Raw genomic sequence first — 25861 nt, 5'->3', positions numbered from 1 at the left:
GGGTTGCCCGCGCAGTTCCCCGCGCCCCTTAAGAGCACTGGGGCGCCCCGGATCTTTCAGGGACGCGGGGAACTGCGCGAGAAGCCCCACCGGCCCCGCACCCGCCAACAAACCCCCACCCCCCACCCCTCCCGCGCACCCACATCCCGAAGAGCCGGTAAGAGAAGAGGTTCGCCCCGGTAAGAGCCGGTTCGGCAGTCCCCCTCCTCTTGGTCAAGCCCTCCCCGAACGCATTGACCCACCCCCGGCACCGGTTGAAAGGTCACGTCATGGGGACCTCGCCACCACTCACCGCCACCCCCGTCGGGACGGCAGCCACCACCCTGCCCCGGCCCACCCGCACCAGCTCCCCAGGCCGCATCGCCTGGCGCCGGTTCCGCCGGGACCGCGCCGGGGTCGTATCGGCGTACGTCGTCCTGCTGTTCTTCGCCGCGGCGATCGCCGCGCCACTCATCGCGAAGGTCTACGGCAAGGACCCGTACACAACGTACGGGCAGAACCGGCCGGGTCTGCTGAACCAGTTCGGTTTCCCGATCGCGCCGAACGGCGGGGTGAGCGGCGACTTCTGGTTCGGCGTCGAGCCGCAGCTCGGCCGGGACGTCTTCACCCTCCTCCTCTACGGCATCCGCAACTCGCTGCTGATCGCCACGGTGACGACCCTGCTGGTCACGGCGCTCGGCATCGTGGTGGGGGTGACGGCGGGCTATCTCGGCGGCCGGATCGACAACGCCGTGGGCCGGATCGTCGACATCCTGCTGGCCTTCCCGTCCACGCTGTTCTTCATCGCGATGTGGCCGGTGATGATCTCGATCCTGGTCCCGCCGGACGAGAACACCCCGACCTGGCTGACGGTGGTGAGCCTGATCTCGGTGATGACGGCGTTCGGCTGGGCGCCCATCGCCCGGCTGCTGCGCGGTGAGGTACTGGCGCTGCGGGAGCGGGAGTTCGTGGAGGCGGCCAAGGTCACCGGCACCTCCGCGGCCCGGATCGTCTTCCGTGAGCTGCTCCCCAACCTGTGGACGCCGGTCCTCATCCAGGCGACCCTCGCGCTGCCCATGTACGTCACCACCGAGGCGGCCCTCGCCTTCCTCGGCGTCGGGCTCAGCGACCCCACCCCGGACTGGGGCGTGATGATCCAGCGCGGCGCGCAGGTCTACCAGAGCGACATCACGTACATGCTCTTCCCCGGCCTCTCGATGGTGATCTTCGTGATCGCCTTCAACCTCCTCGGCGACTCGGTCCGCGACGCGCTGGACCCGAAGACCAGACGCTGAGCCCGCTTCCCACGAGCGCCCCTCCTCCCCCGTGGCGGGGCCCCTTCTCCCTGATTCAGGCAGGACACCCATGTCGATCTCCCGCAGAAACTTCGTCATCGCGAGCTCCGTCGCCACGGCCGGCGGCTCCCTGCTCCTCGGCGCGTGCAGCAGCGGAGGAGGGGGCGGTGCGACGGGGGGCGGCGCGGCCTCCGGCTCCGCCGCCACTTACTCCAAGGTCGCGGTGGGCACCGCGGCGGACTCCACCGGGCCCGCGCCGGAGATCGCGGGCGCGCGCAAGGGCGGCGCGGTCCACCCGATCGGCCCGGACGACTTCTCCCACCTCGACCCGCAGCGGATCTACTTCGCCTGGAACTCCACGGTCGCCAACCTCTACGTCCGCTGTCTCACCGGCTACAAGATCGCCACCGACGGCTCGATGAAGCTCGTCGGCGACCTCGCCACCGACACCGGCACGATGTCCGACGACGGCAGGACCTGGACGTTCACCCTCAAGGACGGCCTGAAGTGGGAGGACGGCAGCGAGCTGACCGTCGACGACGTACGCCACGGCATCGAGCGCGGCTTCGCGAGCTTCACCACCGAGGGCGCCACCTACGTCCAGACCTGGCTGACCGGCTCGAACGACTTCCGCAAGCTCTACAAGGGCCCGTACGGCGGCAAGCACCTCTCCTCGGTCGTCACGGACACCGCGAAGAAGACCATCACGTTCCATCTGAAGACCGCCCGCCCGGACCTCAACTGGGCGCTGGCGATGCACTCCTACGGTGCCGTGCCGGTCGCGCGCGACACCAAGGAGAAGTACGACAAGGACCCGGTCTCCTGCGGCCCGTACCGCATCCGGCAGCACTCCGTCGACAAGTCCCTGACCCTGGTGCGCAACACCCACTGGGACCCGGCCACCGACCCGATCCGCAACGCCTACCCGGACTCCGTGGTCTTCGAGTTCGGCCCGGAGTCCCTCCAGGCCACCGACCGGCTGATCGCCGACTCCGGGACCGACCAGTACGCGGTGATGGCCTACAGCGGGGTGCCCGCCGAGCGCGTCCAGAAGGTGATCAGCGACTCCGCGCTGGAGTCCCGCACGATCGACGGCCTGCTGACCGGCCTGTACTACTACGCCATCAACTGCCGCCGCATCAAGGACGTCCGGGTCCGCCAGGCCCTCAACCACGCCTGGCCGCTGGAGCAGATCCGCTCCATCTACGGCGGCCCGTCGGCCGGTGACTACGCGACCACGATCCTCAGCCCGGACATCGCGGGCCGGGTGAAGTTCGACGTCTACGGCAAGCTGAAGAACCCGCGCGGCGACACGGCGAAGGCCAAGTCCCTGCTGAAGGAGGCCGGCAAGCTCGGCCAGAAGATCGTCTACACCTATCCGCAGGGCGCCAACGACGCCTACGACAAGACCAAGGTCGTCATCGTCAACGCCCTGAAGGAGGCGGGCTTCGACCCGGTCGTGAAGGCGGTGGAGTCGACGAGCTACTACGACCAGGTCGGCCAGATCGACAACCAGTTCGACGTGATGTGGTACGGCTGGTCCCCGGACTGGCCCGCCGCCTACACCCTCATCCAGCCTCTCTTCGACGGCACCACGATCGCCGACAACGCCCCCGACGTCTCCCAGCTGAACGTGGGTTGGGTCAACGCCGCGATCAAGAAGAACACGACCATCACGGACACCGCGAAGGAGGAGGCGGCCTGGGCCGCCCTGGACAAGGAGATCATGGCCAAGGAGGCGCCGATCATCCCGGAGACCTACCAGCGGCGCTACTACCTGTACGGCTCCAAGGTCGGCGGCGCCCAGTTCGACCCGCTGTTCTCGGCGTTCATCGTCTACAAGCTGTACGCCAAGGCCTGAGCCGGCCCGGGACCCCTGCCGCCATGCTCCGCTTCATCGCACGCCGAACGCTGAGCGCGCTGCTGATCCTCCTCATCATCAGCGCCATCACGTTCCTCCTCTTCTACGTCGCCCCGCGCGACCCCGCCCGCACGGCCTGCGGCAAGCTCTGCACCCCGCAGACGCTCGCCCTGGTCCGGCACAACCTCGGCATCGACGATCCGCTGCCCGTCCAGTACTGGCACTGGCTCGCGGGGGTCTTCACCGGCCGGGAGTACACCGGGCTCGGCCGGTGCCCGGCCCCCTGCCTCGGCTACTCCTTCACCAACCACGAGCCGGTCCTCGGCCTGATCACGGACCGCTTCCCGACCACGCTCTCGCTCGCCCTCGGCAGCACGGTCGTGTTCGTGGTGTTCGGCGTGGGCACCGGCATGATCGCGGCGGTGGCCCAGGGCCGCCCCCTGGACAAGATCGCGTCCTCGGCGTCCCTGGTCGGTTCGTCGCTCCAGATCTACATCATCGGTGTGGTGGCGATGTACTACCTCTCCGACCAGTGGGGCCTGCTCCCCCGCCCCTCGGACGCGGTCGGCCTGACCCAGGACCCGCTGGCCTGGTTCAAGGGCCTGCTCCTGCCCTGGCTGGTCCTGGCGATCATCTTCACCGCCAACTACACGAGGATGACCCGCTCCCAACTGGTCGAGACCCTTGCCGAGGACTATGTCCGCACGGCCCGCGCCAAGGGCATGTCCCGCTCCACGGTGTTCTTCCGCCACGCCTGGCGCGGCGCCATGGGCCCCATCGTCACGATCCTCGGCCTCGACCTCGGCTATCTCCTCGGCGGCGCCATCATCACCGAGGAGACCTTCGGTCTGCACGGCATCGGCGCCCTCTCCATCAAGGCCGTCCGCGACAACGACCTGCCCCTGCTCCTCGGGGTCGTCCTCGTCGCCGCGGCGGCGATCGTGGTGGCGAACATCGTGGTGGACGCGGTGTACGCGCTGATCGATCCCCGGGTGCGGCTGGCGTAGGACCGGAGGGGGCGGGCGGCCCTCGGGGTCAGCCCGACTCCCCCCGCTCCACGCAGAACTCGTTCCCCTCGGGGTCGGCCATCAGCACCCAGCCGCCGCCGTCGGGGCGGGTGTGGTCGGCGACCACCCGGGCGCCCAGCGCGAGCGCCCGCTCGACCTCCTCGGCGCGGGTGCGGCCGTGCGGCCTGAGGTCGAAGTGGATCCGATTCTTGGCCGACTTCCCCTCGGGCACCCGGACGAACAACAGCCGCGGCCCACCCGCCGGATCCGCTATCAGCGCCTCCGGATCACCGGGCTTGTCGTCGTCGTCCAGGGGCCGACCGAGCAACTCGCTCCAGAACAGCCCGAGGTCGTACGGGTCGCCGGTGCAGTCGAAGGTGAGGCTGTGGATGGCGGGGGGCGTGGGGTTCAACTGGGTCTCCGTCGTGAGTGGGTGTGCGGGGTGACTGTCCGTGCTTGTCTCAGCCGCGCACCAGGCTCTCGACCCTGACAGCGGCCCGCCACCGATTTCCTGACGGAGCCCCTGCGGCGTATCGCCATTGTGAACAACCACTCGCCGACGTCGACTTGAGGAAAGAATTGAGCATTGCAGCTTCCCCCGTTTGCATGACCCATGGCCGGTAGTAGTGAGACATACATCTCACTAGCGGGGAACAAAGGGAAGTAAACCGCCCCATACCCTCGGGCCGAGACTTCACCCCATCCCTTTTGGCCACTTTATTCATCCACGTCCAGGGCATATGAATGAGGCAAGAACTTCGGCGCGGCGCGCCCCACTTGCCTTTTCAACGGTGCGCCAGCCAATCTTCTGCCTACACCAGCACGGCCTGACGACCACGCAAACAGCGTCGCCTGCACCGGTGTTGACCATCTGAACGGGGGTTCTGATGAACGGTGTTCACCTTCACGGCGCTTTGCACAGGCACCGACAGGTTCGCGGCTGCCGACGCTGAAATTCCTGTCGCGAGAACCAAAAAGGTCCGCGAAGGCAGCTGCACCACGCACCCGGCATGGGGCCGTGCACCCTCGCTCACATCTTTCGATGCTCAGGCTAGCCATGCCCTAGGGCATGGCCTGCAGACGGGAATTCCATGAAGAGACTTGTAAGTTCCGCACTCACGTCCGCCGTTATGGCCGGCGGTCTCGTGGGTGTCACCGGATCGCCCGCCTCCGCCGCGTGCGCCCCGGAGCCGGTGCGGAAGTACGCCATTTCCAAGAAGTCCACGGTGTACAGGGGAACGAACCTGAAGAGCACGTGGATGGACATGCGCAGCGCTTCAGAGGTCACGGTCAGCTACAACAAGAGCAGCACGGCGACCGCGAGCGTCAGCGGTACCGCCGGCATCGAGGCCGAAGCCGGCGTGATCTTCACCAAGGCGAGTACGTCGTTCAGCGTGACCGTGGGCGGCGAATGGTCCAGTTCGAAGAGCTGGAACTACGAAATGAAGGCCAAGAAGGTCAAGGGCAAGAACCAGGTCCGTATGCGGCTCTACCACGAGGCCAAGAAGTTCAGGGTGGGCAAGAGCATCACCACCAACAAGCCCAACTGCAAGGGCAAGACCACCAAGCACGTGTGGAACAAGACCATCGTCGCGCCGACAAAGCGCAGCAGCAACGACTTCTGGCGCCTGGAGTACAGGAAGGTCTAGTAGAGGCGCCCTTGAGGGGACCCGGGCGAACCGGCTCCGGTCGGCGTGACCATAGGGCCTTCACCAAGGGCACCTGAGCAGACCAAGAACGAGGTGGGCCCGTCTGCCGAACCCCCGAACCGACAGTTCGGGGTCACCCGGCGACGGGCCCACTTGTCTGAAGTCGACCACGGGCAGGTCGATGACAAATGTTCGGTCAGTCCTTCTTGACCTTCGCTTCGGACTCGACGGCCGCACTGTCCTCCAGTGCCTTCAGCCCCGGGTCCAGCACGACGTCCTCGGCGCGGGCCTCGGTCGTCGGGTCCTCCGGGAAGTGGCAGGCCGTCAGATGGCCGTCCAGGTTGCCGGAGAGCTGGACCAACGGCGGCTCCTCGGAGGCGCACTTGTCCTGCGCCTTCCAGCAGCGCGTACGGAAACGGCAGCCGGACGGCGGCGCGATCGGCGAGGGCACGTCACCGGCGAGCCGGATCCGCTCCTTCACCTCCACCTCGTCGTCGATCGCGACCTCGGGCACCGCGGACAGCAGGGCATGCGTGTACGGGTGGCGGGGCCGGTTGTAGAGCGAGTCACGGTCGGCGACCTCGACGATCTTGCCGAGGTACATCACCGCGACGCGCTTCGAGAAGTGCCGGACGATGGCGAGGTCGTGGGCGATGAACAGGAACGCGATGCCCAGCTCGTCCTGGACCTTCTGGAGCAGGTTGACGACCTGCGCCTGGATCGACACGTCCAGCGCCGAGACCGGCTCGTCCGCGACGATCAGCTTCGGGTTCAGGGCGAGCGCGCGGGCGACCCCGATGCGCTGGCGCTGACCGCCGGAGAACTCGTGCGGGAAGCGGTTGTAGTGCTCGGGGTTGAGGCCGACCAGCTCCAGGAGTTCGCGGACCTTGTTCTCCCGGCCGCCCTCGGGGTTGATCCCGTTGACCTCCATCGGCGACTTGATGATCGTGCCGACCGTCTGCCGCGGGTTCAGGGAGGAGTACGGATCCTGGAAGATCATCTGGATCTCGGACCGAACCGGCGCCAGCTGCTTGCGCGAGGCGTGGGTGATGTCCTGGTCCTTGTAGGTGATCTTCCCGCCGGTGGGCTCCATCAGCTTCGTGATCAACCGACCGGTGGTCGACTTGCCACAGCCGGACTCACCGACGAGGCCGACGCTCTCGCCGACACCGACGGTCAGGTCGATGCCGTCCACCGCCTGGACGGCACCGACCTTGCGTTTGATCGGGAAGCCGCCGTAGATGGGGAAGTGCTTCGTCAGGCCCTCGACCCTGAGGAGTGTTTCGGCCGCGGTGTCCTGGGAGCCCTGCTGTGCGGGGAGGGTGAGGTTGTCGCTCATGATCTCGGTTCTCCCTAGCGCAGCCGGGGCTGGATCTTGTCGATGAAGATGGACTGCTTCTGGTCCGCCGTCAGATGGCAGGCAGAGGCGCGCCCCTCGCCGAGCGACGGCCGCTCGGTGCTGCACCGGTTGCCGGTGACCTCACCGGTGAACGCGCAGCGCGGGTGGAACGGGCAGCCGGTGGGCGGGTTGAGCAGGCTGGGCGGGGAGCCGGGGATCGGGGTGAGCGCCTGCGCGGTGTCGCCGCCGAGGCGGGGCATCGAGCTGAGCAGACCCCAGGTGTAGGGGTGTGTGGGGTTGCGCAGCACCTCACGGACGCTGCCGCGCTCCACGGCCCGGCCCGAGTACATCACCAGCAGGTCGTCGGCCATGTCGGAGATGACGCCGAGGTCGTGGGTGATGAAGATGATCGCGGAGCCGAACTCCTGCTGGAGGTCCTTGAGCAGGTCGAGGATCTGCGCCTGCACGGTCACGTCGAGCGCGGTGGTCGGCTCGTCCGCGATCAGCAGGTCGGGGTCGCAGACCAGGGCCATGGCGATCATGGCGCGCTGGCGCATACCGCCGGAGAACTGGTGCGGGTAGTCGTCCACCCGTGTCTGCGGGTGCGGGATGCCGACCTTGGCCAGCATCTCGATCGTCCGCTGCCGGGCCTCCTTCTTGGAGGCGCCAGTGTGCTTCATGAACGGCTCGGCGATCTGCCGGCCCACCGTGTAGTACGGCGAGAGCGCCGTCAGCGGGTCCTGGAAGATCATCGCCACCTTGTTGCCGCGGAGCTGCTCCAGCTCCTTCTCCTTGGCGGTGACGAGTTCCTTGCCGTCGAGGACGATCTCGCCCTCGACGGTGGTGGTCTTGGGGTTGTGCAGACCGAGGACGGTCAGGTTGGTCACGGACTTGCCGGAGCCCGACTCACCCACGATGCCCAGCGTCTTGCCGCGCTCGACGTCGAAGGAGAGCCCGTCGACGGCCTTGACTATGCCGTCCTCGGTGGAGAACCGCACCCGCAGGTCGCGGACCGAGAGGAAGGCCTCCGGCCCGGTCGGGGCCTTCTCACCTTCGGTCTTGGTCAGAGTGGTCACGGTATTTCTCCTAGCTGAGGCGCACGCGCGGGTCGATGTAGGCGTAGGCGATGTCCACGATGATGTTCAGCATCAGAATGAAGAACGCGCCGAACAGCATCACCCCCATCGTCACCGGGATGTCCTTGCCGAGCGAGGAATCGACCGAGAGACGCCCGAGACCAGCCAGGTCGAAGGTGAACTCCGTGACCACGGCGCCGGACAGCAGCGCGCTCAGGTCCATGCCGATGATGGTGACGATCGGGATGAGTGAACCACGCCAGGCATAACGGAAAAATACGTACCGCTGCTTCATGCCCTTGGCTCGGGCCGTGCGGACGTGTTCCTCCGACAGCTGCTCGATCATCGTCGAACGGGCCATACGCGTGTACTGGGCGGTGAAGATCGTGGCCATGACGGCCCAAGGGATCAGCATGCCCATGAACCAGCCGACCGGATCCTCGGTGATCGGAACGTACGAGGGACTCTCCATCCAACCGGTGCTGTAGACGAAGATGCCGAGGACGATCGGGCCGAGGAAGTAGATCTGGAACGAGCTGAGGACCATTGAGGCACCGCTGACGGCCTTGTCGACGGCGGTGCCGCGCTTCCAGGCGGCAAGCAGACCAGCGCCGAGGCCCAGCACCAGAAAGATGACCAGACCGCCAATGGTCAGCGACAAGGTGAGCGGGAAGCTGTCGACGATGGAGTCCCAGACGAACTCACCGCTCTGGAAGGACACGCCCAGGCAGGGCGCGGAGCAGTGACCCACCGGGAAGTCCCGGCCGAGGACGATGCCCGACATGAACTCCCAGAACTGCGTGGTGATGGGCTTGTCGAGACCGAGGTTCTCTCTGATGACCGCGATGTTCTCGGGGGAGCAGTTCTTGCCGCAGGACAGCTGCGCGAAGTCTTGGGGGATCGTATAGAACAGGAAGAACGTGAAGGCGCCGATCAGGAACATGATGACGAAGGCGCCGATCAGCCTGCGGATGAGGAACTGAAGCATGGCGGGTGGATGCTCTCTTCGAAAACGCGGCGGTCGGAGGGGGTGGAACCGACCGTGGGGGTGCGCTCCGCCTGGCGCACACCCCCACGGGTCAGCCGGACTGACGGATTACGGCTGCTTCAGGAACAGGTCGTTGATGTCGATGTAGCTCGACTCCGTGCTGTACCGGGCACCACCGATGTTCGATCCGAAGAGCTGGATCTGCTTCGAGTAGTAGACCGGGGCGGCCGGGTTGATCTCCTCCACGATGCGGTGGTGAGCCTCTTCCCACGTCTTGGCCGCGGCCTCGGGCTCCTCGGTCAGCGCCTTCTTGATGAGGGCGTCGACCTTGTCGTCCTTGATGTGCGAGTAGTTCGAGCCACCGTCGGCGACCAGGGTGCCGTCGTAGACGGGGGTGATGACCGTGGACGGGGAGGACCAGTCCTGGCCCCAGCCGGTCATGTAGATGTCGTACGGGTTGTCCAGCTTGCCGACCTGCTCGTAGAAGCTGGCCCGGTCGATCTCCTTGGCCTGGACGTCGAAGCCGATCTTGGCGAGCGCGTCCTTGATGATCACCTGCTGGGCCTGGCCGCGCGGGGTGTTGGAGTAGGCGTAGCTGAGCTTCGTGCCCTCCTTGACACCCGCCTCCTTCAGCAGCGCCTTGGCCTTGTCCAGGTCACCGTTGGGCTTCTTGGTCTTGCCGAACGGGTCGTAGGACGCGTCGTAGCCCGGCAGGGTCGGCGCCATCAGACCACCGGCGATCTCACCGCCGTAGCGGCCACCGTCGGCCTGGACCATGGCCTGGGACGGGATCGCGTAGGTGATCGCGTCGCGGACCTTCTTGTCCTTCACCGCGTCGGCGTCGAGGTTGAAGGTCAGCTGCCACACGTAGGGCTGGTAGCCCTGGATGGTGCGCTTCTTCGTCTCGGCGTTACCGATGACCGTCGACATCTGCGCCGGGTCAACAGAGTCCGTGAACTGGATGGCGTTCTTGGCCTCACCCTGGTCGGCGATCAGACGCTTGGTCTGGCTGGCCTGCTTGATGGTGGTGGTGAACTGGTAGCCGTCGACGTACTGGTGACGCACCGAATCCGTCTTCGGGTCCCACTGGTCGTTCTTGACCAGGGTCAGCGACTTGCCGGCCTTGTAGTCGGAGATCTTGTACGGGCCCAGGGCGGCCGGGGCCTTGTCGTACTTCTCCTTCGTGTCCTGCTTCTCGGGCACGATGGCGTAGCCGGCCATGGCGAGGGCCTGCGGGAGGTCCGGGCGCGGCTGGTCGAAGTGGAAGACGACCGTCTTGTCGTCCGGGGTCTCCAGCACGGAGTCCGGCAGGTGCTTGCCCTTGTACGGGCCGTCCGGCAGCGCCTTGCGGTAGTCGGAGCCCGACAGCCAGCTCTGGACGTACGTCGGGCCGTCGAAGATGACCTTGGAGTACTGACGCTCGATGGTGTGGCGGATGTCGGCCGAGGTGATGGCGTTGCCGTCCTCGTCCTTGATGCCGTCCTTCAGCGTGTACGTCCAGGTCTTGCCGCCATCGGAGGACGTGCCGGAGTCGGTGGCGATGTCACCGACGACCGTCAGGTTGCCCTTGTCGTCCTCCTGGTAGTTCGTCAGGCCGCGGTGGAGCAGGTTGGCGATCTGACCGGCGTCGGAGACGTAGATCTGGCCCGGGTCCAGGTGGGTCATGTCGGACTGCGCGTACACATTGATGACACCGCCGGACTTGGCGCCCTTGACCTCTTCGGCCGGACCGGTGGAGGCGGCGGCGTCGCCGTAGGCGACAGGCTTCGACTGCTCGGCGGCGTCTTCCTGGGACTTGGAGTTGTCCTTCGTGTTGCTCTTGCCGTTGTCCGAGCAGCCGGCGAGCGCCAGCGAGCCGGCCACGAGCGCCACAGCCACGGCGCGCGTGGTGCGGTTTCTGATGGGCTTCATGATGCCTATGCACCTACCTGTCGATAGTTGTCCACGAGTACTGCCTGACGGCCCGGGCGGACCCGGGTCGGGGGCGGCAGTCCCCCCACCCACCAATGGACGATTACCGTCCGGTCTTGGGGTCGAAAGCGTCCCGGACGGAGTCGCCGAGAAGGTTGAAGCAGAGCACGAAGACCACCATGGCCACGCCCGGGAAGAACATGAACATCGGGTCCTGCTCGTAGACATCGGCGCCGACGGCGAACATCCGGCCCCAGTCGGGGGTGGGCTCGGGGAAGCCGACGCCGACGAACGAGAGGAAGGCGATGGAGAGGATCGTGCTGGGCAGGATGTACGTGCCCTGCACCAGGATCGGGGTGACGATGTTCGGCAGGATCTCCTTGCGCACGATGCGCCAGGGCGAGGCCCCGGACACCTTGGCCGCCTCCACGAACTCACGCTCACGCAGGGAGAGCACCGAGCTGCGCACCAGACGGGCGAGGCCCATCCAGCCGAGGAACCACATCACCAGGACGATGGCCACGGCCCGCAGATAGGTCGGCGTCTCGTCACGCGGGTCGACGAAGAGCGCGGTGACGACCGGCATGAAGGCGATGAAGAACAGCTGCTGGGGGAAGCCCAGGAAGAAGTCGGTGATCCGGCCCACCCAGTAGTCGACACGACCGCCGAAGTAGCCGCCGATCATGCCGATGAGCACACCGGTGACCACGCTGAACACGGTGACGATGACCGCCATGTACAGCGACGTCCGCATGCCGTACAGCAGCATCGTGAACACGTCGCGGCCCAGCTTCGGCTCGACGCCGAACCAGAAGTCACCCGACATGCCACCGAAGGAACCGGTGGGCATCGCGAAGTCGTCGAGCAGGAACGGGAAGTCGGGCTCCTGCGCGTACAGCGTGTAGGGGTTCTTGCCGTACAGGCTCGCGATCACCGGCGCGAGCGCGGCGATGGCGAAGAAGAAAATCACTACGCACGCGGAGATGACTCCCGTACGGTCACGCTTGAACCGTTGCCACATCAACTGGCCGGGGGAACGACCCTCAAGCTTCTGTTCACCCTTGGCGACCTCGGCGGTCGCCTCGAGCTCGGGGTCCAAGGCGACCGTGGACCCGGAGCCCTCGGCCTTGGTTGGACTGGTCATGTCTGTTCTTCCCCCGGGGGGTTGGAGAGTTGAGCGCAGCACAGTTACCGGCAGGTTCTGTGGTTTGGGGGAACTTTCGCCAAATGGGTCAACGCGCGTCAAGGGCGGAAGGCATAGGGATCTCCCTACCGTCCATATTTTGAGCAAAAATTGCAAAGATTGACACCTGGTCGCGCTTGACAAGCGGTAAGAGAAACCGGCGAAGCGGACAATCGGGGTACGATTTTTGTTTACATGTCCGAAACTTGATCGCCGGGACACCGATATCCGAACAGCGCTTCACAGCTCGCAGACAGTCAACGGAACGGTGGATCCGCCCCCGTGCGGGCAGACCGGAAGCCCGGCCCTCCAGAGTACGGAGAACCGGGGCTTCACAGACAGGTGTTGACGGAACGTCAGGTACTTCGGGAACGTCAGGACGTCCGGTGGATCAGCCGTGCTTGGCGCGGCTCGCGGCCCGCGCGCGCTCCCGGGCGTCCAGGTTGACCTTGCGGATGCGTACGGCCTCCGGGGTCACCTCGACGCACTCGTCGTCGCGGCAGAACTCCAGGGACTGCTCCAGGGAGAGCTTGCGCGGCGGGACGATCGCCTCGAACGAGTCGGCCGAGGACGACCGCATGTTCGTGAGCTTCTTCTCCTTGGTGATGTTCACGTCCATGTCGTCGGAGCGCGAGTTCTCACCGACGATCATGCCCTCGTACACCTCGGTGCCGGGGTCGGTGAACAGCACACCGCGCTCCTGGAGATTCGTCATCGCGAACGCGGTGACGGCGCCGGAGCGGTCGGCGACGAGCGAGCCGTTGTTACGGGTCGTCAGCGTGCCGAACCACGGCTCGTGGCCCTCGTGGATGGAGTGGGCGATGCCCGTGCCGCGTGTGCCGGTCAGGAACTCCGTACGGAAGCCGATGAGGCCGCGGGACGGGACGACGAACTCCATGCGGACCCAGCCGGAGCCGTGGTTCGACATGTTGTCCATCCGGCCCTTGCGGACACCCATGAGCTGTGTGACCGCGCCCATGTGCTCCTCGGGCACGTCGATCGTCATGCGCTCGACGGGCTCGTGGACCTTGCCGTCGACGTCCTTGGTGACGACCTGCGGCTTGCCGATGGTCAGCTCGAAGCCCTCGCGGCGCATCTGCTCGACCAGGATGGCGAGCGCCAGCTCACCGCGGCCCTGCACCTCCCAGGCGTCGGGACGCTCGGTGTCGAGGACCCGGAGGCTGACGTTGCCGACCAGCTCGCGGTCGAGGCGGTCCTTGACCTGGCGGGCGGTGACCTTGCGGTCCTTGACCGCGGCCTTGTTCTCCGCGCCCTTGCCCGTGCCACCGCGGCCGACCAGCGGCGAGGTGTTCGTGCCGATAGTCATGGAGATCGCCGGCTCGTCGACCGTGATCAGCGGCAGCGCGATCGGGTTCTCGGGGTCGGCGAGGGTCTCGCCGATCATGATGTCCGGGATACCGGCGACGGCGCAGATGTCACCGGGGCCGGCCACCTCGGCGGGCTTGCGGGTGAGCGCCTCGGTCATCATCAGCTCGGTGATGCGGACGTTGGACATGGTGCCGTCGCGCTTGATCCAGGTGACGGTCTGGCCCTTGCGCAGCTCGCCCTGCTCGACGCGGAGCAGCGCGATACGGCCGAGGAAGTTGTCGGCGTCCAGGTTGGTGACGTGGGCCTGGAGCGGCGCCTCGATGTCGTACTTCGGGGCCGGGACGTGCGACAGGATCGTGGAGAAGAACGGCTCCAGGCTGTTGCTGTCGGCCGGGACGGTGCCGTCCGTCGGCTTGGTCAGCGAGGCGACACCGTCACGCGCACACGCGTAGACGATGGGGAACTCGATCTGGTCCTCGTCGGCGTCGAGGTCGAGGAAGAGGTCGTAGGTCTCGTTGACGACCTCGTCGATGCGCGAGTCCGCGCGGTCCGTCTTGTTGATGCACAGGATGACCGGCAGACGCTGCTGGAGGGCCTTGCGCAGCACGAAGCGGGTCTGCGGCAGCGGACCCTCGGAGGCGTCGACGAGCAGCACGACCGCGTCCACCATCGACAGACCGCGCTCGACCTCACCACCGAAGTCGGCGTGGCCGGGGGTGTCGATGATGTTGATGGTGATGACGTCGCCGCCATCCTTCGGGTGGTACTTCACCGCCGTGTTCTTGGCGAGGATCGTGATGCCCTTCTCACGCTCCAGGTCGTTCGAGTCCATCATGCGGTCGTCGAGCGACTCGGCGGCGTGCGCGGCGAAGGCACCGGCCTGCTTGAGCATGGCGTCGACCAGAGTGGTCTTGCCGTGGTCGACGTGGGCGACGATGGCGACGTTGCGGATGTCGTGACGCGTTTCGGTCACAGCCATAGTGAGGCGCTTCTCCCGGAGTGTGCGGACGGCCTGCGCTGACGTCTGTGCTGACATCTGTCGCGCGGACCCTGCCGGGCTGGACACGCCACGGCCTCACCCCATCGTACGGGGCCGCGGACGCGCGGGCTCCCCGGGCCGGTCCGGGACCGGCCCGGGACGGGCCCGGGACCGGCCCGGCCCCAGCTCGGCGGGTCCCCGGTGTGACTCAGACCTCCCCGGCCGCCGCCCGCGAACCGGCCGGACACAGCTTCTCGGCGGCCACCCGGCCGGCCTCGCCGTCCGGCGGGGTGTCGCAGGACAGGAACCCCTGACCGGCCTTCTCCCAGGTGCGGACATGGCCCCGCACCGGCTCGGCGTCCCCGCAGGTGTAGGCGAAATCGGCGTCGACGAACCCGATCTCCTGCCAGAGGTAGTACGCGCCCTCGAGTTCCCCGGCGTGCCAGCCGAAGGCCGTCTCCTCGGGCACTTCCTCCTCGTCCGGGCCCGCGAGCGGTTCCTCCGCCTTCAGATGCGCGCCCAGCGCCTTGATCACCCGGGCCGGAGCCACGCCCCGGGGCGCGCCGGTGACCGTGGGCCGGTGGACCGCCTCCGTGTCCAGGGGCTCCAGCCGGGTCTCGTAGGAGTCCGTCCCCTTCGCGAAGGTGACCGGCTCACCGAGCGCCGTCAGCCCTGTCCGCTGCCGGACACCGGACCAGGCGTACGCGCCGTCCGCACAGGACGACACGGCCCGTGCGCTCCCTTCGCCCCCGCCGGCCCCGTCACCGGACCCACCGGTGCAGGCCGTCGCCCCCACCGCCACCACCACCAACACAGCCGCCGCGCGACTCCGACCCACCGAGCCGTATCCCACCCGGTCCCTCCCCTCCCCGTACGTCGGCCGCCGCCCGCGTGGATACGGGGCGGCGGCCGAGGTCTCCGGGGAATGATCTCCTATTTCTCCGTCGGTCGCGCCGGGCCCTTCGCCCCCTTCTTCAGGAAGCCCATGTCCTCGTAGACGGGGGTCTGGAAGCCGAAGGCGCCCGCGTTGGCGAGGGTGGTGCGGGCGGCGACGAGCTGGGGCCGCTGGTAGAGGGGGATGGATCCGGCGGCGGCCCAGATACGGGCGTCCGCCTTGCGGATCAGGGAGCGGGTCTCGGACTCGTCGAGGCTGGCCACGGCCTGGTCGAAGAGCTGGTCGACCCGGTCCGTGCCGACGCGCGTGTAGTTCTGCTCCACGCTCAGCGAGCCGTCGGCCGCGGGCACCGGCTTGGCGTAGATCGGCCGGGCGTCGGTGGCGGGGTACGCGGAGGCCGGCCAGGAGTACAGCGCGAGGTCGTACTGCCCGTTCGCGATGTGGTCCTTGAAGTAGCTCTCGTCGGGGACCTTGGTGATCTCGGTCCGGATCCCGACGCGTTCCAGCATCGTCGCGATCCGCTGCCCGACGGCCCGCAGCGACTCCGTGCCCGGTCCCGACGGCAGGACGAACCGCAGCGTCAGCAGCTTGCCGTTCTTGGCGAGCGGCCCCCGCGCGGCGTCGGCGGGCGCCCGCGTCCCCTGCGGGGCGTACGCGCCGGGCGCACTGCCCGGCTTGAACTGCTTGCCGTCCTGCGCGAGGTTCTCGTCGCCGTCGTACGGCTTGTTGTCGTCACCGACGACGTACGTGCTCTCGTCCTCGGAACCGGAACCGGAACCGGAACCGGAACCGGAGCCGCGCTTCCCCTCGCCCTTCTCGTCCTGCTCGTCCTTCTCCCCTTCCGCGCCGGCCGCCTTCTTGCCCTCCGGGACGGGCTGGAGGGGGCCGCCGCGTTCCCAGCCGGCGTCGGCGAGGAGGGCGCGGGCCTCGTCGGTGTCCTGGCCGCCGAGGGCGCCGCTGTTGTCGGCGTAGGCGGCCTGCCCGGCGAGGGCGAGGTGGCTGCCGACGGGTTCCGCGGGCAGGCCGAGGGGCTCCAGGACGAGGGCGGCCAGCTTCTCCCGGTCGATGGCACGGGCCACCGCGCGGCGGACGCGCTCGTCGGAGAGAGGGCCCTCGGAGCCGTTCAGGGCGAGCTGGGTGAAGGCGGGCTCCAGGGACCGGCGGACGGCGAAGCCGCGCAGCGCGGACTGCTGGGCGGTGTACTCGGCGACCGCCGCGCGCCGCTTCTTCCGGGCGCCGGCCTCGTCGTCCGCGGCCTCCTCGTCGGAGCCGTGCGCGACGGCCCAGGACCGCATCGACTTCGCGGGGGTCAGACCGGCGTCGGGGCCGTGGGCGGCGGGGGTGCCGTCCTGGCCGAGAGGGCTGTCCTCGGAGAGCGGACCGGCGCCCTGCGACTTCTTCGCGGGGGCGGCGAGCATGATCCGCTCGGCCTGCTCCGAGTCGATCTCGGCGATGTCGACCTTGCCCTCGGCCAGCGCCTTCGCGCGCTCGGCACGCGGCACGGCACGCAGCACCAGCTCGGAGAGCTTGGCGGTGCGGCCCCACCAGCGGGGGTTGCGGGCGAGCGTGACCTCGCCGTCCTCGCGGTCGATCTCCTTCAGCGCGAAGGGACCGGCGGTGACCTTGAGCTTCTTGCGGGCGCCGTCGTTGAAGGCGTCGGGCGTGCCCATGACCTGCTTCGGGTACAGCGGCGAGAACAGCGACTTCCAGTCGGCGTACGGACGGGCGAAGGTGACCCGGACCTCCAGGTCGTTGTCACCGCGTTCGATCTTCTCGATGCGCTCGTACCCGGCGTTCCTGGCGGTCCAGTACGCGGAGTCCTTGCCGGACAGGGCCCGCCACTGCGCGGCGAAGTCGGCGGCGCCGATCTCCCGGCCGTCGCTCCACACCGCCTCCTGGTGGAGCTTGTAGAGGACGACCTGCCGGGGCTCGCGCTCGACGACCTTCGCGGACTCCAGATAGTCGGAGTTGATCTGCGGGCGCCCGCTGGTGTCGAGGCGGTACATCGACGGCAGCACGGCGCCGGCGATCCGTGACGTGGCCGGGTCGGCGTCCGCCTGGAAGGTGTTCAGCGTCTCCGGTACGGCGTCCACGGCCCAGCTCAGGGTGCCACCGTCGGCGACCAGGTTCCGTGCGGCGGGCGCGATGTCCTGCTCGGCGACGGGTCTGCCCGCCGGGTCCTCCTCACCGCATCCGCTCAGCAGGGGCATCGTGAGCGCGCCGACGGCCAGGAACGCGAGTGAGCGGCGCAGGGCGCGCGGTCGGACACGGTCGGGTCGGACGCGGTCGTGACGATCGCGGTCGTGGGGAATCGGCATCACTGCGACCTCCTCGCTCCGCGGTGGGAGAACGGGGACGGGGGTGGCTCTGATCACGTTCGGCGGTATATGGAGCTGATCAGACGGATGCGGCCCACTGAAGAGGACGGGGTCCCTGCGGGGTGGCCGACACGACGGGGGGTGCGGCGGAACCCACCCGTTTGGACGCGCCGCCCCTTCGGGTGGGCGCGGGTGGGGCGTACGTCGGGTGCGGGTGGGTCGTACGTCGGGTGCGGGTGGGTCGTACGTCGGGTGCGGGTGGGTGGGGGCTGGTCGCGCAGTTCCCCGCGCCCCTGAAAAGCAGGGGCTGCGCCCCCTGCTTTTCAGGCCCACCGCCGGTCGCCTTTCAGAGCCGCGGGGGCCTGGCTCTTTTAGGGCAAGGCCGTGAAGTTATGGGCTGATCGTCGGCGTCAAGATGTTGATGCTGAGGGTGGCTGTGTAGGTGCGTCGGTCGATATTGAGGCTTTTGTAGGCGTATCGGGACAGGGGTCGTTTCACTGCGCGGGGGCTGATGCGGAGGCGGCGGGCGGGCATGAGGTGTTCCAGGACGGTTCGGCCGATCGTCCCGACGAGGTCGATCGTGGTGCCGGCGATGATGCCCGCGGCCTGGACGATCTGGTCGCGGGCGCATCGCAGGGCAACGCTGAAGCTGGCCCGGTCCGGGTCTGTTCCGGGTGTGGCCCCGGTGGCGTCGGCGATAGCGATCCGCAGGGCCTGGTAGGCGCTCAGCAGGGCGTAGACCTCCTGGGCGATGCCGGGCGGAGTGGTGGAGCGCAGGACCCGCCGGCCCAGCATCGTTTTCTTGATCGCGAAGTAGGCGGACTCCACTTCCCACCGCTCGTGATACAGACTGACCAGGTCGGATGCCGGGTAGCGGTGGTGGTCCAGGAGGTTGGTGGCCAGCCGGTAGAGCCCGGTGCGGCGGCCCTGGCTGGTGGTGACGGTGATCTCGCATTCGATGATGCGGACCTCGAGGGCGCCGAAGCGGGAGAGGTGGGAGCCGTCGCCGAAGCGGGCCAGGACGGGAGGTTTGCGGGTGGCAGTGATGCGTGCGAGGAAGGAGGCTTCGGTGGCGGCGACGGCTGTCAGGAACGCGTTGCCCGAAAAGCCCCGGTCCAGCAGGACGATCATTCCGGCGTGCAGGGAGCGCATGAGCCGCCTGCCGTGTCCGGTCTCTCCCTGGGAGCGCGGTCCGAAGGCGGCATCCAGGATCGCCCGGGTGCCACAGGCCACCAGCGCGGTCAGGCAGATCTGCGGGTAGCCGGCAGTTCCGAACCGGTTGGACCCCTTGCCCAGACGGGCCCGGTGCGGCGGGCTGTCGGGAACGTCGAGGTAGGTGCCGTCGATCGCAACGGCCAGCAGGCCCTTGAAGCGGGCGCCGCGGGTGCGGATCACCGTGGCCGGCCCGCGCAGCAGATCGAACAGGGCCCGCATGGGCCGCACGCCCAGACGCCTGCGGGCGTCCCAGAGCCCCGCGCCGGTGATCTTCACGACCGGTATCGTCTCCAGCGCGGCGGTGAGCCTGCGCCAGACGGCCAGGTAGCCGCAGTCCTCGAACAGGGCCGCGGCCAGCAGCAGGTAGACCACCACCCGGGCGGGAATCTTCCGCAGCCGTTGCTGGACAGCACCGGTCTCGGCAAGGACCGCATCGACCATCTCGAACGGGATGATCCGGGTGAGTTCCCCCAGATGCCCCGGGGCGAACACGCCCTTGGCTACCGTGATTTCCCGCGTGATGACACACTGATCGGACAGCGGAGCCTCCGGTCCTGTGAACGGCTGTCTTGGTCGACTGCCAGTTCTACCGGGGCTCCGCTTCCCACGTTCCAAGAAGCCATAGAACCAGAGCGCACTTGCCAACGCTCCCAAAGCCCTAACTTCACGGCCTTGCCTTTTAGGGGCGCGGGGAACTGCGCGACCAGCCCCCACCCACCCGCACCCGCCCAGGAATCCGCCCCCCCCCGACCCCCCGGCGCAAAAGAAACCCGCACACCGCTTCCCACCGGCCGGTGTGACGCGCAACACTCGCAGGCGCATGAACGTTGCCGCCTTGGGGTCCCGAACCCCGTGAAAGCGAGGGCAAGTCATGTCCGTGCACGACGACTTGGCGTCGGTCCGGCGCTGCCTGGACGAACTGACCCGGTCCGTACGCCGCCTGGAACAGCAATTCGGCGGCAGCGGCCTGGAGATACGCCGCGTGCGAACCGACGCCGACCATCTGCGCGAGAGCATCGCGCTGCTCGGCGAGGCCGCCCCCGAACTGGCCAAGCCACGCCGCCCCGAACTCGTCCCCATCTCGGACACGCCGTACGACAGTTCCCTGTGGACGGACTCCGACGACGAGGGGCTCGGCTCCCGCGACCGCCGCGCTCCCTGACCGCCGCCACCGCCACCCCGGCAACCGAAACCAGAACCGACACCGAAACCAACCAACCGCCCGACCGGGAGTCCCCCGTTGGCCACTGGTACGGAACCACCCGCAACAGAACCCCATCCACAGCGCGGCGGCGTGCGGACCCGTACGCGCGCCGCGATCTCCGCCCCGCATCTGCGCACCGACCGCTGGTGGCTGGCCCCCGCGGCGACGGCCGCCGGACTGTTCGCCTTCATCGTGTACTCGACCTGGCGGGCCTTCGCGGACGAGCACTACTACGCGGCCCCGTACGTCTCGCCGTTCTACTCGCCCTGTCTGGCGGAACGCTGCGAGCCCATGCACGGCGGCCCCAACTGGGAGATCCTCGGCGGCTGGTGGGGGCTCTCACCGGCGATCATCATCCTGATCTTCCCGCTCGGCTTCCGCCTGACCTGCTACTACTACCGCAAGGCCTACTACCGCGGCTTCTGGGCCTCCCCGCCCGCCTGCGCGGTGGCCGAGCCGCACAAGAAGTACTCCGGCGAGACCCGCTTCCCGCTGATCCTGCAGAACCTCCACCGGTACTTCTTCTACGCGGCCCTGCTGGTCGCCGGCATCCTCACCTACGACACGGTCCTGGCCTTCCGCGACGAGCACTACGAGTGGGGCCACATGGGCCTCGGCACCCTCGTGTTCCTCGTCAACATCGTGCTGATCTGGGCGTACACCCTGTCCTGCCACTCGTGTCGGCACATCGTCGGCGGCAAGCTCAAGCACTTCTCCAAGCATCCCGTGCGCTACCGGATGTGGCAGTGGGTCGGGAAGCTGAACGCCCGCCATATGCAGCTGGCCTGGGCGTCGTTGGTGAGCGTGGGCCTCGCCGACTTCTATGTGTACCTGGTCGCGTCCGGCGCCTTCGACGATCCGAGGTTGTTCTGATGTCCGTGGTCGAACGACAGGAGTGGGACGTCGTCGTGATCGGCGCCGGCGGCGCCGGTCTGCGCGCCGCGATCGAGGCCCGTGAGCGGGGCGCGCGTACGGCCGTGATCTGCAAGTCCCTGTTCGGCAAGGCCCATACGGTGATGGCCGAGGGCGGCATCGCGGCGGCCATGGGCAACGTCAACTCCGGTGACAACTGGCAGGTCCACTTCCGCGACACCATGCGCGGCGGCAAGTTCCTCAACCAGTGGCGGATGGCCGAGCTGCACGCCCGCGAGGCCCCGGACCGGGTGTGGGAGCTGGAGACCTGGGGCGCCCTCTTCGACCGTACGAAGGACGGCCGTATCTCGCAGCGCAACTTCGGCGGCCACGAGTACCCGCGCCTCGCGCACGTGGGCGACCGTACGGGCCTGGAGCTGATCCGCACCCTCCAGCAGAAGATCGTCGCGCTGCAGCAGGAGGACCGCGAGGAGACCGGTGACTACGAATCCCGGCTGAAGGTCTTCCAGGAGTGCACGGTCACCCGGGTGTTGAAGGACGGCGAGCGGGTCTCGGGGGTCTTCGGCTACGAGCGCGAATCCGGGCGTTTCCTCGTCCTCGAAGCGCCCGCCGTCGTGATCGCCACCGGCGGCATCGGCAAGTCCTTCAAGGTGACGTCGAACTCGTGGGAGTACACGGGCGACGGGCACGCGCTGGCCCTGCTCGCGGGCGCGCCGCTGCTGAACATGGAGTTCGTGCAGTTCCATCCGACGGGCATGGTCTGGCCGCCGTCGGTGAAGGGCATCCTGGTCACGGAGTCGGTGCGCGGGGACGGCGGGGTGCTCCGGAACTCCGAGGGCAAGCGGTTCATGTTCGACTACATCCCGGACGTCTTCAAGGAGAAGTACGCGGAGTCCGAGGAGGAGGGCGACCGCTGGTACGAGGACCCGGACCACAACCGGCGTCCGCCGGAACTGCTGCCGCGTGACGAGGTGGCGCGGGCCATCAACGCCGAGGTGAAGGCGGGCCGCGGCTCGCCGCACGGCGGGGTCTTCCTGGACGTGTCCACCCGTATGCCGGCGGAGCGGATCCGACGCCGACTCCCGTCCATGTACCACCAGTTCAAGGAGCTGGCGGACGTCGACATCACGGCGGAGGCGATGGAGGTCGGGCCGACCTGTCACTACGTGATGGGCGGTATCGCGGTCGAGTCGGACACGGCGGCGGCCCGCGGGGTGCCCGGTCTGTTCGCGGCCGGTGAGGTGGCCGGCGGCATGCACGGCTCCAACCGGCTGGGCGGCAACTCCCTCTCCGATCTGCTGGTGTTCGGCCGCCGGGCGGGTCAACACGCGGCCGAGTACACGGCGGGCCTCACCGGCGCACGCCCCCCGGTGGACGACATCCAGATCGACACGGCCGCCGCCGAGGCGCTGCGCCCGTTCTCCGCCGAGGGCCCGGCGCCCGAACAGTCCGAAGGAGCTACGGGTCGGCCGCCGGAGAATCCGTACACCCTCCACCAGGAGCTCCAGCAGGCCATGAACGACCTGGTCGGCATCATCCGCCGCGAGGGCGAGATGGGGCAGGCGCTGGAGAAGCTGGCCGATCTGCGGGTACGGGCGCGCCGGGCGGGGGTGGAGGGGCACCGGCAGTTCAACCCCGGCTGGCACCTCGCCCTGGATCTGCGGAACATGCTGCTGGTCAGCGAGTGTGTGGCGAGGGCCGCGCTGGAGCGTACGGAGTCCCGTGGCGGCCACACGCGCGAGGACCATCCGACGATGGACCGCGACTGGCGCCGGATCAACCTGATCTGCCGGCTCGCCGACCCGATGGGCGGACCGGAGACCTGGGATCCCGTCGTCGGCCAGATCGCCCTCACCCGTGAGACCACCGAAGCCATCCGTCCCGACCTGCTCGCCCTCTTCGACAAGGAGGAGCTGGTCAAGTACCTCGCCGAAGAGGAGCTGTACGAGTGAGCAGCTACGAGGCCCGCTTCAAGGTGTGGCGGGGCGATGTCGAGGGCGGCGGCCTGAAGGACTTCAAGGTCGAGGTGAACGAGGGCGAGGTGGTCCTCGACATCATCCACCGCCTGCAGGCCACCCAGGCCCCCGATCTCGCCGTCCGCTGGAACTGCAAGGCGGGCAAGTGCGGTTCGTGCTCGGCGGAGATCAACGGGCGCCCCCGGCTGATGTGCATGACCCGGATGTCGGTGTTCGAACGGGACGACACGATCACCGTGACCCCGCTGCGGGCCTTCCCTGTGATCCGCGACCTGGTCACGGACGTCGGCTTCAACTACACGAAGGCGCGGGAGGTCCCGGCGTTCGTGCCGCCGGCGAAGCTCGGGCCCGGCGAGTACCGGATGATGCAGGAGGACGTGGACCGCCCGCAGGAGTTCCGGAAGTGCATCGAGTGCTTCCTGTGCCAGGACACCTGCCATGTCGTCCGCGACCACGAGGAGAACAAGCCAGCCTTCGCCGGCCCGCGCTTCCTGATGCGGGTCGCGGAACTCGACATGCACCCGCTGGACGCGGCCGAGGACACCGGCCTCGACCGCAAGAGGACGGCCCAGGAAGAACACGGCCTCGGCTACTGCAACATCACCAAGTGCTGCACGGAGGTGTGCCCCGAGGGCATCAAGATCACGGACAACGCGCTGATCCCCCTGAAGGAGCGCGCCGTCGACCGCAAGTACGACCCGCTGGTGTGGCTGGGCTCGAAGATCAGGAGGCGCACGTCGACGACGCCGGACCGGTGAGCCGAGGGTGAGGGTGAGGGTGAGGGTGCCGGTACCGCTGTTCGTCAGCGTGTCCCGCGTCCCACCTTCCCTCACCCTCACCCCCGTGCTCGTGCTCGTGCTCGCGAACGAGGCGATCACGACATGCCCCCGCCACCGTCACCAGCCTCCGTCTCCCCCGCTCTGCCCCATCCCGCTCGCGACCGTCCCACACCGGCCATACGCTCACAAATGTGACGTCGCGTCCGAGAAGAGGCCGAGCGCGAGGCGCCACGTCGCACATAACCGTGCGCCTGGCCCACACCGCGTTCGGCGGCCTCGCAGCCATCGCCTGGCTCCTGCTGCCCACAACGACCGAGCCGGCCGAGAGCCGACCCACCCCACCGCACCCCGCCGCACGCCCCGTGGCCCGCGTGGCCACGGAGACGGGCGGTCGCGCGGCGATTCCGGTCGGCCCGGCAGGGTCTGCGGCCCCGCCGGTGCCGTCGGCCCCGCAGGCCGTCGGTACGGGGTCCCTGGTCGCCTCGGACGGCGAGGCGGCTCCGGGGGACGGTGAATCCTCCGGGGTGGATCTGATCCTGCCGGTGGCCGCCGCCGGTGCGGCGGTGGCGGTGGCCGCGTACTCACTCGTACGGCGCCGACGCCGCGCCCGGCTGCGGACGACCCCGACCGGCGCCTTCGCACCACCGACCACCCCGCTCCCCGACCTCCACCACCGTGCCGAGCGCCTGCTGGTCGAGACCGACGACAGCATCCGCACGAGCATGGAGGAACTCCACTTCGCGGCGGCCGGACCGGGCCACGCGACGGTGCCCCTCGGCGACGGACCGTCGAACCCCACCGAGCCCCCCGAGGCAGGCCCCACCGCCGCACAGGGCACCCCCGAGCCACCCCCGAAGGAACCGGAACCTGCCGACGCCACCGAACCCCCCACCGCCGACGCCGAGCCCCCCACATCGGCCCCCACCGACCCCACCGAGGCGCCCCCGGGCGGAACCGCAGGGCCGCACCCCCGGCAGGCGGTCGGCGTGTCCCCGTACGGGCCCCTCCTGCTGGACCCCGCCAAACCCTTCGCGGAGACGCCCGCGGCGCGGGACGCGGTGCAGCCGTTCGTGGAGGCTCTGGCGGATGCGCGGGGGGAGTTGGGGGCGGCGTTCAGCGCGGGGCTGCGGCTGGACGAGGGGCGTGGCGCGCTCTCGGCCGACGAGGAACGCGCGTTGCTGGAGGAGATCCTCACCCGGTGCACGACGGCACAGCGGCGGCTCGACACCGCGACGCCCGCCTTCGATCAACTACGCGCCCTGGAAAGGGACATCACCCCCGCCCTGGAACACGCGGAGACCCGCTTTCGCGAGCTGACCGGCCGTACGGCCACCGCGGCCTCCACCCTCACCGCCCTGCGCGACACCTACGCCCCGGCCGTCTCCCTCCCCGTCACCGGACATGTCGAACAGGCCAAGGACCGCCTGGTCTTCGCCACCACCGAGCTGAACCGGGCCCGCCAGGCCGCCTACCCGGGCGACCTGGGCACCGCCGCCGTCCATCTGAGGGCCGCCGAGGGCGCGATCGACCAGGCGGACCTGTTCGTGACCGGCGTGGAACGGCTCGCCACCGAGCTGGCCCGCGCCACCACCGAGCGGGGCACCCCGCCCACCGGCCCGTACGACGACCCCGGCGACCCCCGCGACGCCCGTGGCGCCGTCCTCACCGCGGCCGACTTCGTCACCACGCACCGGGCGGCGGTGGGCGCCCAGGCCAGGACCCGGCTGTCGGAGGCGGAACGGCACTTGGCGCACGACCACACCGAGCGGGCCCACGCCCTCGCCCAAGAGGCCCGGAAACTCGCCGAGCAGGACGTCCGGGCGTACGGCAACCCGTACGGCGGCCCCGTCGGCGACGGTCTGGCCGGTGCCCTCCTGGGCGGCATCATCCTCGGCGAGCCGCCCGACGGCACCGGCCGAGCCGACCTGCGCGGCCCCGCCTGCTTCGGCGGCACGGCGACCCGAGCCCGCAGAACAGCGGGCGGCCAGTTCTGAGCGAACGGCTC

Annotated in this window: 20 protein-coding genes; 10 read left to right on the top strand and 10 right to left on the bottom strand. The window is 68.7% G+C overall.

The features are described 5' to 3' along the window. Positions 1-269 precede the first annotated feature (269 nt). The 3 genes from F9278_RS32645 (at position 270) to F9278_RS32635 (ending at position 4142) form a co-directional block, all read left to right on the top strand. Positions 270-1274, top strand: coding sequence for an ABC transporter permease (locus F9278_RS32645; RefSeq protein ID WP_193241733.1), 1005 nt, complete (start codon positions 270-272; stop codon positions 1272-1274). A 70-nt stretch (positions 1275-1344) separates the two neighbouring features. Further along, complete coding sequence (locus tag F9278_RS32640) at positions 1345-3135, top strand: ABC transporter substrate-binding protein (RefSeq protein ID WP_152171504.1); 1791 nt, start codon at positions 1345-1347, stop codon at positions 3133-3135. A 23-nt stretch (positions 3136-3158) separates the two neighbouring features. Beyond that, positions 3159-4142, top strand: a complete 984-nt coding sequence (locus F9278_RS32635) for an ABC transporter permease (protein WP_152171503.1) — start codon at positions 3159-3161, stop codon at positions 4140-4142. A 28-nt stretch (positions 4143-4170) separates the two neighbouring features. On the opposite strand, the gene F9278_RS32630 is transcribed toward F9278_RS32635, so the two are convergent. Beyond that, positions 4171-4554, bottom strand: coding sequence for a VOC family protein (locus F9278_RS32630; RefSeq protein WP_152171502.1), 384 nt, complete (start codon positions 4552-4554; stop codon positions 4171-4173). 853 nt (positions 4555-5407) lie between these two features. Between F9278_RS32630 and F9278_RS32625 the strand changes: the two genes are divergently transcribed. Continuing rightward, on the top strand, positions 5408-5791 hold the full coding sequence (locus F9278_RS32625) for a hypothetical protein (RefSeq protein ID WP_226967059.1): 384 nt from the start codon (positions 5408-5410) through the stop codon (positions 5789-5791). Between the two features lie 196 nt (positions 5792-5987). On the opposite strand, the gene F9278_RS32620 is transcribed toward F9278_RS32625, so the two are convergent. The 7 genes from F9278_RS32620 to F9278_RS32590 all read right to left on the bottom strand — a co-directional run bounded on the left by F9278_RS32620 (position 5988) and on the right by F9278_RS32590 (position 15323). Next, on the bottom strand, positions 5988-7130 hold the full coding sequence (locus F9278_RS32620; protein ID WP_152171500.1) for an ABC transporter ATP-binding protein: 1143 nt from the start codon (positions 7128-7130) through the stop codon (positions 5988-5990). A 14-nt stretch (positions 7131-7144) separates the two neighbouring features. Further along, entirely contained in the window at positions 7145-8206 is a 1062-nt protein-coding gene (locus F9278_RS32615) for an ABC transporter ATP-binding protein (RefSeq protein WP_152171499.1), read from the bottom strand. 10 nt (positions 8207-8216) lie between these two features. Then, complete coding sequence (locus F9278_RS32610) at positions 8217-9194, bottom strand: ABC transporter permease (protein WP_152171498.1); 978 nt, start codon at positions 9192-9194, stop codon at positions 8217-8219. A 108-nt stretch (positions 9195-9302) separates the two neighbouring features. Then, positions 9303-11105 (bottom strand): ABC transporter substrate-binding protein, encoded by a 1803-nt coding sequence (locus F9278_RS32605; protein ID WP_152171497.1) that lies wholly within the window; start codon positions 11103-11105, stop codon positions 9303-9305. Between the two features lie 103 nt (positions 11106-11208). Continuing rightward, entirely contained in the window at positions 11209-12249 is a 1041-nt protein-coding gene (locus F9278_RS32600) for an ABC transporter permease (RefSeq protein WP_152171496.1), read from the bottom strand. Between the two features lie 430 nt (positions 12250-12679). Next, on the bottom strand, positions 12680-14596 hold the full coding sequence (typA, locus tag F9278_RS32595) for a translational GTPase TypA (RefSeq protein ID WP_152171495.1): 1917 nt from the start codon (positions 14594-14596) through the stop codon (positions 12680-12682). A gap of 208 nt (positions 14597-14804) precedes the next feature. Next, entirely contained in the window at positions 14805-15323 is a 519-nt protein-coding gene (locus F9278_RS32590) for a hypothetical protein (protein WP_152171494.1), read from the bottom strand. Positions 15324-15372: 49 nt separating this feature from the next. On the opposite strand from F9278_RS32590, the gene F9278_RS46420 reads away from it, so the two are divergent. Beyond that, positions 15373-15525, top strand: a complete 153-nt coding sequence (locus F9278_RS46420) for a hypothetical protein (RefSeq protein ID WP_193241732.1) — start codon at positions 15373-15375, stop codon at positions 15523-15525. A 4-nt stretch (positions 15526-15529) separates the two neighbouring features. Here F9278_RS46420 and F9278_RS32585 read toward each other — a convergent pair whose 3' ends face one another. Together F9278_RS32585 and F9278_RS32580 are read right to left on the bottom strand one after the other, a co-directional pair. Beyond that, complete coding sequence (locus F9278_RS32585; RefSeq protein ID WP_152171493.1) at positions 15530-17809, bottom strand: ABC transporter family substrate-binding protein; 2280 nt, start codon at positions 17807-17809, stop codon at positions 15530-15532. A 390-nt stretch (positions 17810-18199) separates the two neighbouring features. Further along, a complete protein-coding gene (locus tag F9278_RS32580) occupies positions 18200-19516 on the bottom strand; it encodes an IS4 family transposase (RefSeq protein ID WP_193241414.1) in 1317 nt (438 codons plus the stop codon). 379 nt (positions 19517-19895) lie between these two features. On the opposite strand from F9278_RS32580, the gene F9278_RS32575 reads away from it, so the two are divergent. From F9278_RS32575 to F9278_RS32555, 5 genes are all read left to right on the top strand, one after another. Further along, positions 19896-20186 (top strand): hypothetical protein, encoded by a 291-nt coding sequence (locus F9278_RS32575; protein WP_152171492.1) that lies wholly within the window; start codon positions 19896-19898, stop codon positions 20184-20186. Positions 20187-20264: 78 nt separating this feature from the next. After that, positions 20265-21101: a hypothetical protein gene (locus tag F9278_RS32570; RefSeq protein WP_152171491.1), complete on the top strand. Its 837-nt coding sequence runs from the start codon at positions 20265-20267 to the stop codon at positions 21099-21101. Further along, entirely contained in the window at positions 21101-23053 is a 1953-nt protein-coding gene (locus tag F9278_RS32565; protein WP_152171490.1) for a fumarate reductase/succinate dehydrogenase flavoprotein subunit, read from the top strand. Before F9278_RS32570 ends, F9278_RS32565 begins: the two co-directional genes overlap by 1 nt. Next, complete coding sequence (locus F9278_RS32560) at positions 23050-23835, top strand: succinate dehydrogenase/fumarate reductase iron-sulfur subunit (RefSeq protein ID WP_152171489.1); 786 nt, start codon at positions 23050-23052, stop codon at positions 23833-23835. The genes F9278_RS32565 and F9278_RS32560 overlap by 4 nt, the downstream gene beginning before the upstream one ends. 266 nt (positions 23836-24101) lie before the next feature. Beyond that, positions 24102-25850 (top strand): hypothetical protein, encoded by a 1749-nt coding sequence (locus F9278_RS32555; protein WP_152171488.1) that lies wholly within the window; start codon positions 24102-24104, stop codon positions 25848-25850. Positions 25851-25861: the final 11 nt, after the last annotated feature.

It is taken from the genome of Streptomyces phaeolivaceus, from assembly GCF_009184865.1.
Taxonomy (GTDB): Bacteria; Actinomycetota; Actinomycetes; order Streptomycetales; family Streptomycetaceae; genus Streptomyces; species Streptomyces phaeolivaceus.
The sequence above is the reverse complement of the archived record's forward strand: the minus strand, read 5'-3'. Positions and strand labels throughout refer to the sequence as shown.

Excerpts from the sequence above, each read along its gene's own strand:
- F9278_RS32645 (WP_193241733.1), top strand. The coding sequence starts at position 270 with ATGGGGACCTCGCCACCACTCACCGCCACCCCCGTCGGGACGGCAGCC.
- F9278_RS32640 (WP_152171504.1), top strand. The coding sequence starts at position 1,345 with ATGTCGATCTCCCGCAGAAACTTCGTCATCGCGAGCTCCGTCGCCACG.
- F9278_RS32635 (WP_152171503.1), top strand. The coding sequence starts at position 3,159 with ATGCTCCGCTTCATCGCACGCCGAACGCTGAGCGCGCTGCTGATCCTC.
- F9278_RS32625 (WP_226967059.1), top strand. The coding sequence starts at position 5,408 with ATGCGCAGCGCTTCAGAGGTCACGGTCAGCTACAACAAGAGCAGCACG.
- F9278_RS32620 (WP_152171500.1), bottom strand. The coding sequence starts at position 7,130 with ATGAGCGACAACCTCACCCTCCCCGCACAGCAGGGCTCCCAGGACACC.
- F9278_RS32610 (WP_152171498.1), bottom strand. The coding sequence starts at position 9,194 with ATGCTTCAGTTCCTCATCCGCAGGCTGATCGGCGCCTTCGTCATCATG.
- F9278_RS32605 (WP_152171497.1), bottom strand. The coding sequence starts at position 11,105 with ATGAAGCCCATCAGAAACCGCACCACGCGCGCCGTGGCTGTGGCGCTC.
- F9278_RS32600 (WP_152171496.1), bottom strand. The coding sequence starts at position 12,249 with ATGACCAGTCCAACCAAGGCCGAGGGCTCCGGGTCCACGGTCGCCTTG.
- typA (WP_152171495.1), bottom strand. The coding sequence starts at position 14,596 with ATGGCTGTGACCGAAACGCGTCACGACATCCGCAACGTCGCCATCGTC.
- F9278_RS32585 (WP_152171493.1), bottom strand. The coding sequence starts at position 17,809 with ATGCCGATTCCCCACGACCGCGATCGTCACGACCGCGTCCGACCCGAC.
- F9278_RS32575 (WP_152171492.1), top strand. The coding sequence starts at position 19,896 with ATGTCCGTGCACGACGACTTGGCGTCGGTCCGGCGCTGCCTGGACGAA.
- F9278_RS32565 (WP_152171490.1), top strand. The coding sequence starts at position 21,101 with ATGTCCGTGGTCGAACGACAGGAGTGGGACGTCGTCGTGATCGGCGCC.